General features: G+C 68.7%; 11 protein-coding genes. 3 read left to right on the top strand and 8 right to left on the bottom strand.

Features of this window, described 5'->3' with window-relative positions; all coding sequences use genetic code 11:
• Positions 1-50: 50 nt before the first annotated feature.
• Positions 51-1,535: a 30S ribosomal protein S1 gene (gene rpsA / locus YWM_RS0114165; protein ID WP_028851281.1), complete on the top strand. Its 1,485-nt coding sequence runs from the start codon at positions 51-53 to the stop codon at positions 1,533-1,535.
• 96 nt (positions 1,536-1,631) lie between these two features.
• Here rpsA and YWM_RS0114160 read toward each other — a convergent pair whose 3' ends face one another.
• Positions 1,632-1,835 carry a hypothetical protein gene (locus YWM_RS0114160; protein WP_028851280.1) on the bottom strand — a complete coding sequence of 68 codons (204 nt, stop codon included), beginning with the start codon at positions 1,833-1,835 and terminating at the stop codon, positions 1,632-1,634.
• Positions 1,836-2,039: 204 nt separating this feature from the next.
• Between YWM_RS0114160 and coaE the strand changes: the two genes are divergently transcribed.
• Positions 2,040-2,948 (top strand): dephospho-CoA kinase, encoded by a 909-nt coding sequence (gene coaE, locus YWM_RS23715; RefSeq protein ID WP_425426556.1) that lies wholly within the window; start codon positions 2,040-2,042, stop codon positions 2,946-2,948.
• Here coaE and YWM_RS0114150 read toward each other — a convergent pair whose 3' ends face one another.
• The 5 genes from YWM_RS0114150 to YWM_RS0114130 form a co-directional block, all read right to left on the bottom strand.
• Entirely contained in the window at positions 2,949-3,578 is a 630-nt protein-coding gene (locus tag YWM_RS0114150; protein ID WP_028851279.1) for a response regulator, read from the bottom strand. It abuts the gene before it with no gap.
• On the bottom strand, positions 3,575-4,936 hold the full coding sequence (locus tag YWM_RS23710; protein ID WP_245566043.1) for a sensor histidine kinase: 1,362 nt from the start codon (positions 4,934-4,936) through the stop codon (positions 3,575-3,577). Before YWM_RS23710 ends, YWM_RS0114150 begins: the two co-directional genes overlap by 4 nt.
• A 6-nt stretch (positions 4,937-4,942) precedes the next feature.
• Complete coding sequence (locus YWM_RS0114140) at positions 4,943-5,683, bottom strand: ABC transporter permease (RefSeq protein WP_028851278.1); 741 nt, start codon at positions 5,681-5,683, stop codon at positions 4,943-4,945.
• A 1-nt stretch (position 5,684) separates the two neighbouring features.
• A complete protein-coding gene (locus YWM_RS0114135) occupies positions 5,685-6,611 on the bottom strand; it encodes an ABC transporter ATP-binding protein (protein WP_028851277.1) in 927 nt (308 codons plus the stop codon).
• 128 nt (positions 6,612-6,739) lie between these two features.
• On the bottom strand, positions 6,740-7,258 hold the full coding sequence (locus tag YWM_RS0114130) for a ribonuclease FAU-1 family protein (protein ID WP_028851276.1): 519 nt from the start codon (positions 7,256-7,258) through the stop codon (positions 6,740-6,742).
• 50 nt (positions 7,259-7,308) lie between these two features.
• On the opposite strand from YWM_RS0114130, the gene uvrB reads away from it, so the two are divergent.
• Positions 7,309-9,465, top strand: a complete 2,157-nt coding sequence (uvrB, locus tag YWM_RS0114125; protein ID WP_028851275.1) for an excinuclease ABC subunit UvrB — start codon at positions 7,309-7,311, stop codon at positions 9,463-9,465.
• 377 nt (positions 9,466-9,842) lie between these two features.
• Here the strand turns inward: uvrB and YWM_RS0114120 are convergent, their stop codons facing one another.
• Both YWM_RS0114120 and YWM_RS0114115 read right to left on the bottom strand, forming a co-directional pair.
• Complete coding sequence (locus tag YWM_RS0114120; RefSeq protein ID WP_028851274.1) at positions 9,843-10,787, bottom strand: ABC transporter permease; 945 nt, start codon at positions 10,785-10,787, stop codon at positions 9,843-9,845.
• Positions 10,784-13,726: an alpha/beta fold hydrolase gene (locus tag YWM_RS0114115; RefSeq protein WP_043661119.1), complete on the bottom strand. Its 2,943-nt coding sequence runs from the start codon at positions 13,724-13,726 to the stop codon at positions 10,784-10,786. Before YWM_RS0114115 ends, YWM_RS0114120 begins: the two co-directional genes overlap by 4 nt.
• Between the last annotated feature and the right edge of the window lie 223 nt (positions 13,727-13,949).

Raw genomic sequence — 13,949 nt, 5'->3', positions numbered from 1 at the left:
TGTCCAACAGAAACAACGACTACTCAATCCATACCGGAGCAACCCACCTAATGGCCACCGACACCACCGCCGCCCCGACTGACCAAGAGCAGACCTCCCAGGTCGCCGTGAACGATATCGGGTCGGAGGAAGACTTTCTCGCCGCTATCGACAAGACGATCAAGTACTTCAACGACGGCGACATCGTCGAAGGCACCATCGTCAAGGTCGACCGCGACGAGGTCCTACTCGACATCGGCTACAAGACCGAGGGCGTGATCCCCTCCCGCGAGCTGTCCATCAAGCACGATGTCGACCCGGCTGAAGTGGTCAAGGTCGGCGACCAGGTCGAGGCCCTCGTTCTCCAGAAGGAGGACAAGGAGGGTCGGCTGATCCTGTCCAAGAAGCGTGCTCAGTACGAGCGTGCCTGGGGCACCATCGAGGAGCTCAAGGAGCGCGACGAGGCCGTCTCCGGCACCGTCATCGAGGTCGTCAAGGGCGGCCTGATCCTGGACATCGGCCTGCGGGGCTTCCTGCCCGCGTCGCTGGTCGAGATGCGCCGGGTGCGCGACCTGCAGCCGTACGTCGGCCGCGAGCTCGAGGCGAAGATCATCGAGCTGGACAAGAACCGCAACAACGTGGTGCTGTCCCGCCGCGCCTACCTGGAGCAGACCCAGTCCGAGGTGCGCAGCGAGTTCCTCAACGCGCTGGCCAAGGGCCAGGTCCGCAAGGGCGTGGTGTCCTCCATCGTCAACTTCGGTGCGTTCGTCGACCTGGGCGGCGTGGACGGCCTGGTGCACGTCTCCGAGCTGTCCTGGAAGCACATCGACCACCCGAGCGAGGTCGTGCAGGTCGGTGACGAGGTCACCGTCGAGGTCCTGGACGTCGACATGGACCGCGAGCGGGTCTCGCTGTCGCTGAAGGCGACGCAGGAGGACCCGTGGCGCCAGTTCGCCCGTACCCACGCGATCGGCCAGATCGTGCCGGGCAAGGTCACCAAGCTGGTGCCGTTCGGCGCGTTCGTCCGCGTCGAGGACGGTATCGAGGGCCTGGTGCACATCTCCGAGCTGGCCGAGCGCCACGTCGAGCTGCCCGAGCAGGTCGTCCAGGTCAACAGCGAGGTCATGGTCAAGGTCATCGACATCGACCTGGAGCGTCGTCGCATCTCGCTGTCGCTGAAGCAGGCCAACGAGGGCTTCAGCCCGGACGCCGAGTTCGACCCGACGCAGTACGGCATGGTCGCCGAGTACGACGAGCACGGCAACTACATCTACCCCGAGGGTTTCGACCCGGACACCCAGGAGTGGCAGCCGGGTTACGAGGCCCAGCGCGAGGAGTGGGAGAAGCAGTACGCCGAGGCGCACGCTCGCTACGAGGCGCACATGCGGCAGGTCGCCGAGGCGGCCAGGGCCAACGCGGAGGCCGCGGCGGCCGGTGCAGGCGACGCGGAGGCCGGCGAGAGCAGCTACAGCAGCAGCTCCGACGAGGGCAGCGGCACCTTGGCGTCCGACGCCCAGCTGGCCGCGCTGCGGGAGAAGCTGTCCGGCGGCAACTGATCACGGCATGACGAAAGGGCCGGCCCGGTGTGGGCCGGCCCTTTCGTCTACCCCGCTCGTGCTTGATGGCTCGCCGTCGTTACGCGGCCTGGGCCTCTACGCTTTCGCGGCCACGGGTGCCAGCCGTCCGGCCTTGGCGCGGCGACGCAGTCCGGCCAGGCTGTGGCGGGCAGGAACCAACAGGGCGGCCAACCAGCCGCGCCGGTATTCCGCGAGAGCATCGGCCACAGATCGAATCTCGACGCAGTGCACCAACCCCGGCGTGCCCAGCCGGTGTTTCCCGACGTAGTGCGTGCGCATGGGTCCTCCATCTGGGCGACACTTCGTGCCGGACAGTACATACAGACGCCGGTATAAGCAGGTAAGCGCACGGCGTGTCACTCACTTCAGTCCCAATAGTCACAGCATCTTGATCTAATCCCGGCTGGAAAGGGTCCGAATCCGTCCGTTGCGGGTATTCGACGAACAAACGGTGCACGTGATTGGATGATCACCATGCTGCGAGTGGGCTTGACCGGAGGCATCGGTGCCGGCAAATCGACGGTGGCGGCCCGCCTGGCCGAGCACGGAGCGGTGTTGATCGACTCGGATCGCTTGGCGCGTGAGGTCGTCGAGCCGGGCACGCCCGGGCTCGCCGCGGTGGTCAAGGAGTTCGGGGACCAGGTGCTGGCCGACGACGGCTCGTTGGATCGTCCCGCGTTGGCGGCGGTCGCGTTCGCCGACCCGGACGCCCGCAACCGGCTCAACGGCATCCTGCACCCGCTGATCGGTCAGCGCACCACCGAGCTGATCAAGGCAGCGCCGCCGGAAGCGATCATCGTGCACGACGTGCCGCTGCTGGTGGAGAACTCGATGGCGCCGATGTACCACCTGGTCGTCGTGGTGCACGCGGACGTTCAGACGCGCGTCGAGCGCATCATGGCCAACCGGGGGATGACGGAAGAAGACGCCCGGGCGCGGATCGCGGCGCAGGCTACGGACGAAGAACGCCGCGAAGTGGCCGACGTCTGGCTGGACAACAGCGGGTCGGAGGACGAGGTGCTGGCCGCCGTGGACGCGTTGTGGGCGGACCGCCTGGTGCCGTACGAGGCCAACGTGCGGCTACGCAGGCCGGCAGACCCGCCGCCGGCACACAAGCCGAATCCGACGGTGCGGTACCAGATGCGCAGGCTCGTCGAACGGCTTCGCTTCGTCGCCGGCGATCGGGCGGAGCGGGTCGAGCCGGTGATGTCCGAGTCTCCCGAGGACCCGCAGCCCGCGGTGATCGACATGCGGCTGACGGTGCGAACGCCGGAGGATGTCGACGCGCTGATGGATCCGCTCGCCGAAGCGGGCTTCCCACGCGCCAACGACCACCACGCGAGCGCTGACCCCGGGCGGCCGGTCCGGGTGTGGTTGAAGTCCGCGGCCTGATCAGTCCGCCTGCAACAAGCCGCGTTGGAAGGCCACGGCCACGGCGGCCGCGCGGTCGTTGACGCCCAGCTTCGAGTACACGTGCAGCAGGTGCGTCTTCACGGTCGCCTCACTGATGAACAGCTTCGCCGCCGCCTGCTTGTTGGTGGCTCCGCGCGCGACCAGCCGCAACACCTCGATCTCCCGCTGCGACAGCGGCTCGGTCTCCGGCTGCCGCATCTGCCCGATGAGCCTGCTGGCCACCGCCGGGGAAAGCACGGTTTCCCCGCGCGCGGCCGCCCGCACGCCGCGGTACAGCTCCTCGCGTGGAGCGTCCTTGAGCAAGTAGCCGGTGGCGCCCGCTTCGATCGCCGGCAGCACGTCGGAGTCGGTGTCGTAGGTGGTCAGCACGAGGATGCGGGCGGGATTGCCGAGCCGGGCCAGCTCCTTGATCGCCCACACCCCGTCCGACGACGGCATGCGCAGGTCCATCAGCACCACATCCGGCCTCAGCCGCTCCGCAGCGGCCACCGCCTCTGCGCCGTTCGCGGCTTCGCCGACCACGTGGAAGCCTTCCTCCGGGGTGAACATCCCGCGCAATCCGTCTCGGACGATCGGGTGGTCATCGGCGATCAGCAGCGAGATGGTCACTCGGCCTTCTCCTTGGTCTCCGACGGAACGGCCAGCACCCCGTCCGGTGCGCGCAGCTCGCCCGATGGCGCGGTCAACTCCAGCGCGGGAAGGCTGGCCGAGATGGCGGTGCCCGCGCCGGGCTCGGACTCGATGCTCACCGTGCCGGCCAGCCGCTGCACGCGGCGCCGCATGCCTGCCAGTCCGAATCCGCCGTCGCTGTCCTTGTTGCCGACGGCGTCGGGGGAGAAGCCGATCCCGTCGTCCCGGACGTCGAGCGTGATCTGATCTTCCATGTACGACAACGTCACGCCGACCCGGCCCGCTTGCGCGTGCTTGTCCACATTGGACAGAGCCTCCTGGGTGATGCGGAGCAGGGTCGCTTCGATCTCCGGATGCATCGGGCGCGGTGTCCCGGTGGTGGTGAACGCAACCTGGGTGTCACGGATGGACGACCAGCGCTCGGTGAGGTCCTGCAGGGCTTCCGGCAACGGGGCCTTGTCCAGTGCTTGCGGTGTCAACGCCTGCACCGACCGGCGGGCCTCCGCCAAGTTCTCCCGAGCCAGGGCCGCTGCCGTGTCGAGATGCCGCCGCCAGCGGACGGGGTCGTCGGCGGCCTGCTCGGCCGCCTGCAGCTGCGTGATGATCCCGGTGAAACCCTGCGCGAGGGTGTCGTGGATCTCGCTGGCCAGCCGCTGCCGCTCGTCCAGCATGCCGGCTTCGCGTGCTTGCACCAGCAACTGGGCGTGCAGTCCTGCGTTCTCCTCCAGTGCGCGTTCCAGCTTCGCATTGGCCTCTTCGAGTTCGACCAAGGCCTCTTTGCGCTTCCGGTTGTGGACTTGCGTGATGTACGCGATGTAGGTGAACGCCCCGGCCACGGTGGCGTTCACGGCGACGAGCATCAGCCACGTCGCCGCCGCGCGCGGTGTGGTGGGCAGCTGGCCACCGCTCTGCGTGATCGCCATCAGCACCGCCGTGGCGATCTGACCGGCAAATCGCCACGGCCCGCGCAGGCACTCGAACGAGTGGACGAAGCCGACCCATGCGTAGATGCCGAACCACGGTGCCTCCAGCACCAGCGTGGCGGTCATCGCGAGGAAGCCGACGAAATAGACGGCCATCAGGCCGGGCCGTTCGTCCCGCCAGCGCGGGTGCGCGGTGAGGAACCACCACGTCCACCCCGCCGCCACCGCGCTGACCGACAACACCAGCCACAGCCGCTGTGGGTAGCCGGACTGAATCAGCGAGATGGTCACCGACGCAGCCAGCATCACGTAGGGCAGCGCCGCGAACAGTCGTGATTCGCGGCGCTCCCACGCGTCGAAGCCCGCTTCCCGGTCGACGGCGGCGACCGGGAAGCGGGGCGAGCTGGTACGCACGCTTGCCTACTCCCAGGAGAACAGCCGAGCCGCAGCGATTCCCGTCACCACGATCCAAGCGAGCATGACACCGATGTGCAACAACTGCGGCGAGCCGCCCGCCGCGGTGTCGGTCAGCGCCTGCACGCCGGCACCGAGCGGAGTGTAGTCACTGATCTGCCGCAGCGTGTCCGGCATCGCCGCCCGCGGCAGCCACAACCCCGCGAAGAACAGGATCGGGAAGAACAGCACCTGCCCGGCCGCCGCAGCCGCCTTGGCGGTACGCACCACGGCGGCGATGAACAGCCCGAGCGAGAGCATGGCGACCAGGCTGAGCAGATAGACCAGCGCGTAGCCAGGCAGCTGCTGCGGCAGGTCGACGTCGAAGGCCAGCTTGCCGATCGCCAGCAGGACCGCGGTGACGCCGAGCGCCGTCACGACGAACACGATCAGGTTCGCCACCAGCATCATGGCGGGGGAGACCGGCGTGGTCGATATGCGACGCAGGATGCCGCGTTCCCGGTAGCTCGCCAGCTGGTTCGGCAGCCCGGACAGCGCGAACATCGCGATGGCCATCGCGACCAGGATCGGCACGTACAGATCGATGGTCCGCACCCCGGTGTCCGGGTTCGGCTCGCGGAACGGCGGGATCGCGCCGAGCACGATCAGCAGCAGCGGCGGGAACAGAATGATGAAGAACACCGCGGCCGGATCGCGCAGCAGCAGCTTCGCCTCGGTCTTGGTGAGTTTCGCCAACGCCGTCGTCACGTCAGTTTCCTCCCTGTTCTGCGGCTTCCAGGCCGCGGCCGGTCAGCGCGAGGAACGCGTCGTCCAGCGTCGACTGCTCCAACCGAAGTTCGGATGCCACGATGTGCTTGCGAGCCAGCAGTGACGTCACCGCATGCAGCGCGTTGCCGTCGCCGGTGACCACCAGGTGCGAGCCCGACTTGGTGACCGAGTGCACCTCGGGCAGCGCGAGCAGCTCGTCCTCGGCGATCGGCTCGGAGGGCCGGAACCGGATGCGCTGCTCGTCGTCGACCTTGGCCACCAGGCCGGAGGGCGAGTCCAGCGCTACCACGCGGCCGCGGTCGATCAGCGCGAGCCGGTCACACAGCCGTTCCGCTTCCTCCATGAAGTGGGTGACCAGCAGGATGGTCACGCCACGGTCGCGGACGTCCTCGATCAGATCCCACGTGTCCCGCCTTGCCTGCGGGTCCAGGCCCGTGGTCAGCTCGTCGAGCACCGCGATCTCCGGATTGCCGACCAGCGCCAGCGCGATCGACAACCGCTGTTTCTGGCCCCCGGACAGCTTGCGGAACGGGGTGTCCCGCTTGTCGGCGATGCCCAGCGTCTCCAACAGCTGCTCCGGATCGGCCGGGTCGGGGTAGAACGAGGCGAACAACTCCATCGCCTCACCCACCCGCAACTTGTCCGGCAGCTGGCTCTCCTGCAGCTGAGCGCCGAGCTTGCGTGTCACACCCGCGCGATCGGTACGCGGGTCCATTCCGAGCACCGACACCTTCCCCCGGTCAGGCACCCGCAAGCCTTCGATGCACTCGACGGTGGTCGTCTTGCCCGCGCCGTTGGGGCCGAGGATGCCGAAGATCTCGCCCTTCTCGACGGAGAACGACACGTCGTCGACCGCTACTTTGTCGCCGTAGCGTTTGTGCAACCCCTGTACTTCGACTACCGGCATATCCCGCCTTCCCCTCGTCCTACACCTTCAGCGTCGAACATGACGGGGGTCGGGCGAATCCGCAGCCCGGTCAGATCGGTATCGACCGATCGGTTGATGTCAAGATCAACCGATCTTGTGGAACGGGGTCAGCTGTGCCTGCGCCAGCTCAGTGTGATCTGTCGAGTGGCGAGCCATCTGTGCAGGTCGTGCCCGTGCGCGGCGAGGGCCGATGCGGCTGACGTCGCCGTGTGGATGGCGTGGACCGCGTCCTGTTCAGGGATCAGCCCTTGAGTGGTCGCGGCGATCAACTCGTCGGCGTCGACCAACTCGACGTCCTTGCCGGAACGCAACACCAGGTCCAAATAGAGATCACGGGTCGTCCACGTGTCACCGTCGACGTCGATCTGCACGACGTCGAGATAGAAGTCCTGGTCGCGCTCGTGGCCCGGGGTGAAGTGGAAGTCGCTGATGCGCAGTCCGACGTCGGGCAGCAGCCAGGATTCCAGGTAGGCGAAGTTCTTCCGGCCCGGTGTCGGCCGTGCCATGTACAGCCCGAACGGCTCGACGCGGTACTCGTCGACCGCCCGCACGATGCCCTTGTTGTCGGTGTTGGTCATGGCGGCCACGTCGAACCGCTCGACTTTCGGCGGGTGCACGGAATTCATCCTGCCCCAGGCGGCCCGACATTGTCGGTGGCTGCACCTACTCTGGATACGTGGCATTCGCAACCGAACGACCCGTTCTCGCACACTCGGAATACCGCCCGGTCTCGGACATCCCGCGCAAGGGCGGCAAGTTCCAGGTGGTCAGCGAGTATCAGCCGTCCGGCGACCAGCCCGAGGCGATCGACGAGCTGGAGCGCAGGCTGAAGCGCGGCGAGAAGGACGTCGTGCTGCTGGGCGCGACCGGTACCGGTAAGTCGGCGACCACCGCGTGGCTGATCGAACGGATGCAGCGGCCGACGCTGGTGATGGCGCCGAACAAGACGCTGGCCGCCCAGTTGGCCAACGAGCTGCGCGAGCTGTTCCCGCACAACGCGGTCGAGTACTTCGTCAGCTACTACGACTACTACCAGCCCGAGGCGTACGTCCCGCAGACCGACACCTACATCGAGAAGGACTCGTCGATCAACGACGACGTCGAGCGGCTGCGCCACTCGGCGACCATGAGCCTGCTGTCCCGGCGCGACGTGATCGTGGTCGCGTCCGTGTCCTGCATCTACGGCCTGGGCACGCCGCAGTCGTACCTGGACCGGTCCATGCTGTTGCGGGTCGGCGACGAGATCGACCGGGACGATCTGCTCCGCGCGCTGGTGGATGTGCAGTACACCCGCAACGACCTGGCGTTCCAGCGCGGCACGTTCCGCGTCCGGGGTGACACGCTCGAGGTCATCCCGGCCTACGAGGAGCTGGCCGTGCGGGTGGAGATGTTCGGCGACGAGATCGACAAGCTGTATTACCTGCACCCGTTGACCGGCGAGATCGTCAGCGAGGTCGACGAGCTGCGCATCTTCCCGGCCACGCACTACGTCACCGGCGCCGATCGGATGGAGCGCGCGGTGCGCGACATCGAGCGCGAGCTGGAGGAACGTGTCGCGGAGCTGGAGTCGCAGAACAAGCTGCTGGAGGCGCAGCGGCTGCGCATGCGCACGCAGTACGACATCGAGATGATGCGCCAGGTCGGGTTCTGCTCCGGCATCGAGAACTACTCGCGGCATCTCGACGGGCGGCCGCCGGGGTCGGCGCCCGCCACGCTGCTGGACTACTTCCCGGAGGACTTCCTGCTGGTCATCGACGAGTCGCACGTGACGGTGCCGCAGATCGGCGGCATGTACGAGGGCGACGCGTCGCGTAAGCGCATGCTGGTCGAGCACGGTTTCCGGCTGCCGAGCGCGCTGGACAACCGGCCGCTGACCTGGGAGGAGTTCACCGACCGGATCGGGCAGACGGTGTACCTGTCGGCGACGCCGGGCCCGTACGAGCTCGGCCAGACCGGTGGCGAGTTCGTCGAGCAGGTCATCCGGCCGACCGGTCTGGTCGACCCCGAGGTGATCGTCAAACCCACCAAGGGCCAGATCGACGACCTGGTGCACGAGATCCGGGTGCGCGCCGAGCGGGACGAGCGCGTGCTGGTCACCACGCTGACCAAGAAGATGGCCGAGGACCTCACCGACTACCTGCTGGAACTCGGCATCCGGGTGCGCTACCTGCACTCCGAGGTGGACACGTTGCGCCGGGTCGAGCTGCTGCGGCAGTTGCGGTCGGGCGACTACGACGTGCTGGTCGGCATCAACTTGCTGCGTGAGGGGCTCGACCTGCCGGAAGTGTCGCTGGTGTCGATCCTGGACGCGGACAAGGAAGGCTTCCTGCGCAGCGGCACGTCGCTGATCCAGACCATCGGCCGGGCGGCGCGGAACGTGTCGGGACAGGTGCACATGTACGCCGACACCATCACCGACTCGATGCAGTACGCCATCGACGAGACGAACCGGCGGCGCGAGAAGCAGATCGCCTACAACAAGGAGCACGGCATCGATCCGCAGCCGCTGCGCAAGAAGATCGCCGACATCCTGGACCGGGTCTACACCGAGGCGGAGGATTCCGAGCAGGTGCAGGTCGGTGGGTCGGGCCGCAACGCGTCGCGCGGCAAGAAGCCGGAGCAGGGCGACCGGGTGCGGAGCTCCGGTGTGCTGGTCGACCGCGACGTGAAGGGCATGGCACGCGCCGAGCTGGCCGATCTGATCGCGCAGATGACCGAGCAGATGATGCAGGCGGCGCGGGACCTGCAGTTCGAGCTGGCCGCCCGGCTGCGGGACGAGATCGCGGAGCTGAAGAAGGAGCTCCGCGGAATGGATGCTGCCGGGGTGCAGTGACGCGCCGAGGGCACGGCGTGGTGGGGGGGGCGGCGTGGTCGGGGGCACGACGTGGCCGGGGGCACGGCGTGCCCAGGGGGTGCCGCGCGGTCGGGGGCACGGCGTGGTCGGGGGTGCGGGCAGTTCGGGTGGCGAGCGTCGGCCGCGGCTGGGCGCCCGCGTTGCCGGAGCTGGGTGCCGTCCTAGGCGCAGCGAGACCCTGGGTTCGCTGCTGTCACAGCAGGGCGCCAGTGCCCGGTCTCAAGCGTGGGTGGCACGCTCGCTCCGGCCCCGGTCGTGCGCTCGTTCCGGTGCCAGGCGAGGTGGCGCGCCCACTCCGGAGTCGGCGAGGGTGCCGTCGTTTCGGGCCTTCACACGGCTGCGCGCGCGTCCCGGCTTCAGCTCGTGATGTCCTTGCGCGCGAAGTGCCGCCCGGCCAGCAGGCAGAACACCGTCCCGTAGCACACTGCGCTGAGCGCACCGTTGGCGATGTTCGTCCAGTTGATCTCCGCGGCCATCAGGTCGGTCCACGCGTACGCGTAGTGCGTCGGCAGGAAGTTGCGCAGGTCCTCCAGCGCGGTGATCTGGTCCAGCATCAGCGACACGATGGAGGCCACCAGCGCACCTCCGACGGCCCCGAGCGGAGCGTCCGTACTCACGCTCAGCAGCAGCGCAAGCCCGCCGATCCACACCAGGTGCACGACGATGTAGCCGATGCTCATGACCAGCGAGACGACGGCTGCCCAAAACGGCGCGGCCTCACCGGTCGGCGCTATCGCGTCGCCGGCGCCGTAGAAGATCACCCCGACGATCAGCGCCATCAGCGGGAGCACCGTGATGGTCATGACCGACAGCGCGGCGGCGACCAGCGCCTTCTGCCGCAGTAGACGCTGCCGAGGCACCGGGATGGCCAGCAGGTACTTCAACGACGACCACGACGCCTCGGACGCGATCATGTCGCCGAAGTAGAGCGCCACGATCAGCGGCAGCAGGAATCCGCCCGCCACGATCAGGTTCACCACGACGAAGTTCGGCGCGCTGACCGTGGCCAGGTCGATGAACCCGCCCTGCCGGGCGTTCGCGTTCGCCGTGCCGATCTCGAACGCGACGACGAGCACGATCGGCAGCAGCGCGACCAGCCCCAGCAGCAGCTGGGTGCGGCGACGGCTCAATTGCCGCCGCATTTCCACCCCGAACCGCAGTGTCCGGCGCGGGTCGTAGCCCTCCACGCCACCGGCGGCGGTGATGCCGGTCGACTCCTTCTCGGCGGCCGACGTCAGGTCGTCCAGCGCCGCCGGGTCGGTGTGCACACCGGACACCTCGTTCCGCTCGTGCTCGCTCATTCGTGCGGCTCCTCTCCGACGAGCTGCAGGAAGGCGTCCTCGAGCCGCCGCCGCGGGCCGGCCTGCTCGACCGCCACGCCCGCACCGACCAGTGCCGCGACCGCGTCGCTGCGCGCCATCCCGTCCAGGTTGGCGTGCACGACCCGGCCGTTGGTCTCCACGGCCGTCACGCCGTCGACCGCACGCAGCGCCTGCGCCGCGTCTTCCGGCTTGTCCACGACGAAGGTGGCTTCACCACCTGCCGCGACGATCTCGCCGACCTCGCCCTCGGCGACCAACGCGCCGCGGTGCATGACCACCACGTGGGTCGAGGTCTGCTCGACCTCGGCGAGCAGGTGGCTGGACACCAGCACCGTTCGCCCGGTGGCGGCGTAGCGCTTGAGCACCTCGCGCATCTGATGGATCTGCGGCGGGTCCAGCCCGTTCATCGGCTCGTCGAGCACGAGCAGCTCCGGCAGCCCCAGCATGGCCTGGGCGATGGCCAGCCGCTGGCGCATGCCCTGGCTGTACGTGCGCACTTTGCGGTCCACCGCGGACCCGAGCCCGGCGATCTCCAGCGCTTCCTCGAAGTGCGCCTTCTCCCGCGGCCTGCCGGTGGAGTCCCAGTACAGCTGAAGGTTCTCCCGCCCGGACAGATGCGGCAGGAAACCCGAGCCCTCGACGAACGAGCCGATCCGGGACAACACCGGCGCGCCGGGATACACCCGATGCCCGAACACCCTGATCTGGCCGGACGTCGGGGTGATCAGGCCCATCAGCATGCGCAGCGTGGTCGTCTTCCCGGCGCCGTTCGGCCCGAGCAGACCCAGCACCTGGCCCTTCTGCACCGTGAAGGACAGGTTGTCGACGGCGGTCAGCCCGCCGGGGTAGGTCTTCGTCAGCCCCTCGATCACCAGCGGTGTGTCGGACAGTTCGTCGTCCACGCTGCGTGCTCGCCTGCGTCGAACCGCACCGACGGCCGCGACGCCGACACCGAACAGCAGCACCGCGGCGATCCCGAGCAGCTGGGTGACCGGCCATTCGCCGCCCGTCGCCGTCCCCCCGACCGTGGGCACGCTGATCGGGCCCACCAGCGAAACCCGGTAGGAGGCCGGTTCGGTCGCGTTGTGGTACGCCTGGTCGGTCGTCGTCACCACGACCTGGATGCGATGACCGGGGTCGACCGGCTTGACGATCCCCGGCAGGCTCACCGTGACCTCCACCGGCTCGCCGGTGCGCACGTTCGGGATCCGCACCGGCGCGACCGCGTTGCCGGGCAACGTACGGCGGTTCTCCGGGTCGACGGTGTAGAACTTCACGAACAGCACGGCGTCGGTCGTCTCGCCGCGCGCCCCGCCCGTGCCCGGCATCGGTGTGATGCGCAGCCGCACGGTGGCCGATCCGGTGGTGGTCAGCTGGGAGTCCAACGGAGCGGACGTGAACGCGGCCGCCTGCCCGGGCAGGTCGACGCCGAACAGGCTCGCGGCAACCGAGGTACGCCCGGCGATGGCGTTGATTCCCGGCACGCCGCTGACGGAGGCCGGGGTACCACCTGGCGGGTTCACGATGGTCTGCTGCCCGCCGCGCAGGGGCACGTCATGCCGCGTCACGTGCGCGTTGCCCAGCCCGGGGTAGCTCGTCGCCTCGACCGTGCGTACCGACGGCGTTCGTGACGCCTGGAACGACCCCTGGATGTCGTAGCGGAACGGCGGCAGCGGGTTCTTTTCCGGCGCGTTCGGCCCGCCGAGCTGGAAGGCCAGCCAGTCGCCGATCTTCGCGCGCAGCTGCGGCCCCGGACCGCCTCCGTCGTGCCCGCCCGCGTACCAGACGACCTGCACGTCGGCTCCGGCCGCGGCGATCTGCTTGGCGTTGGCGTCCGCCTGCTCCAGCCCGAACAGCGTGTCCCGCTCGCCTTGCACCAGCAGTGTCGGTGCGGTGATGTTCTTGGTCACCGACTTCGGCGAGACACGCGCCAGCAGCTCGCGGGTCTGTTTGCTGGGTCGGCCGTCCTGTGCCATGTCGGCGTACGCCTGGCAGACCTTCTCGGTGAAGCGACCGCACGGGCCGACGGATGCGCCGTCGCCCTGCTGACCGGGCAGGCCGGCGCGCGGTGAGGCGATGCCGCCGCCGAGCGAGCCATTGGACAGGGCACTCGCCGCTCCGGCACCCTGTCCGCCCGGCGCATCGTCGGGATCGGCACCGGCTTCCGGTGCGTCGACCGGTGGGCCGGCGCCCTCGCCCCGGTCGGGACTGCCGATGCCACCGAGGAACAGGTTGCCTGCCCACGCTTCCTTGAAGACGCCGTCGGCCGCACCGATGGACTCGGCGGGCGAGGTCGGCGCGAACGTCCCGGTCGTACCGGTGTTGGGGATGAGGGCCTGTTCGAGGTCGTTGTAGGTCATCACCGGGACGATCGCGTCGACGCGGTCATCGGTCCCGGCAAGCAGCAATGCCAGCGAGCCCGCATACGAGGCGCCGACCACCGCCACGTTCGGATCGCCGTCGGCGTCCTTGGCCACCGTCGACTGTGCGGCGAGGTAGTCGAGCAGCTTGCCAGCGTCGGCGACCTCGGCGTCCGGGTCGTTCAGCCCGATCTTCCCGGTGCTGCGCCCATGGCCGCGCGCGGAGTAGGCCAGCACGACGAAGCCGCGCTCGGCGAGCTCCTGGGCATCCCGCGTGGCACTCTGCTTGCTGCCACCGAAACCGTGCGGCAGCAGCACCGCGGGAGCCGGCGTCTCGCGCGCGGTCTCCGGGATGTACAGCGTCGTGTCGATCCGCTCCCGCTGCGGCGAGCCGGGAGCGCGCGGCACCTGGATGAATCGTTCGGCGGTGGCGACGTCCGGCGGCTGCGGGCGCACGGCATACGCGATCCCGCCCGCTGCCGCCACGACCGCGGCAACGAGGGCGATGACGACGACGAGCCTGGGCAGGCGGCGCTGGGGGAGGCGCAGGATGCGCATGTGCCCGACCGTAGCGGGCGGTAGCTGAGAAGCCTTAAGGGTCCGGCGAACCGCAGCCGAACCGTTGCGATGCGTCCGGTGCCGTGCCCGGCGGGCACGAAGGAACCGTTTGCGAGCTGGGCAAACAGCGCTCAGATGATCACCAAGGTGTCAAACAGCGTGACGACGGGTACTTTCACTGGCGTGAACGCCCGACATCGGCCAAGATGGTCCGGAACGTGGA

Source organism: Thermocrispum municipale DSM 44069 (genome assembly GCF_000427825.1).
Taxonomy (GTDB): domain Bacteria; phylum Actinomycetota; class Actinomycetes; order Mycobacteriales; family Pseudonocardiaceae; genus Thermocrispum; species Thermocrispum municipale.
This window is presented reverse-complemented; position numbering and strand designations above follow the sequence as displayed.

Excerpts from the sequence above, each read along its gene's own strand:
- YWM_RS0114130 (WP_028851276.1), bottom strand. The coding sequence starts at position 7,258 with ATGAATTCCGTGCACCCGCCGAAAGTCGAGCGGTTCGACGTGGCCGCC.
- YWM_RS0114160 (WP_028851280.1), bottom strand. The coding sequence starts at position 1,835 with ATGCGCACGCACTACGTCGGGAAACACCGGCTGGGCACGCCGGGGTTG.
- rpsA (WP_028851281.1), top strand. The coding sequence starts at position 51 with ATGGCCACCGACACCACCGCCGCCCCGACTGACCAAGAGCAGACCTCC.
- YWM_RS0114120 (WP_028851274.1), bottom strand. The coding sequence starts at position 10,787 with ATGAGCGAGCACGAGCGGAACGAGGTGTCCGGTGTGCACACCGACCCG.
- YWM_RS0114115 (WP_043661119.1), bottom strand. The coding sequence starts at position 13,726 with ATGCGCATCCTGCGCCTCCCCCAGCGCCGCCTGCCCAGGCTCGTCGTC.
- YWM_RS0114135 (WP_028851277.1), bottom strand. The coding sequence starts at position 6,611 with ATGCCGGTAGTCGAAGTACAGGGGTTGCACAAACGCTACGGCGACAAA.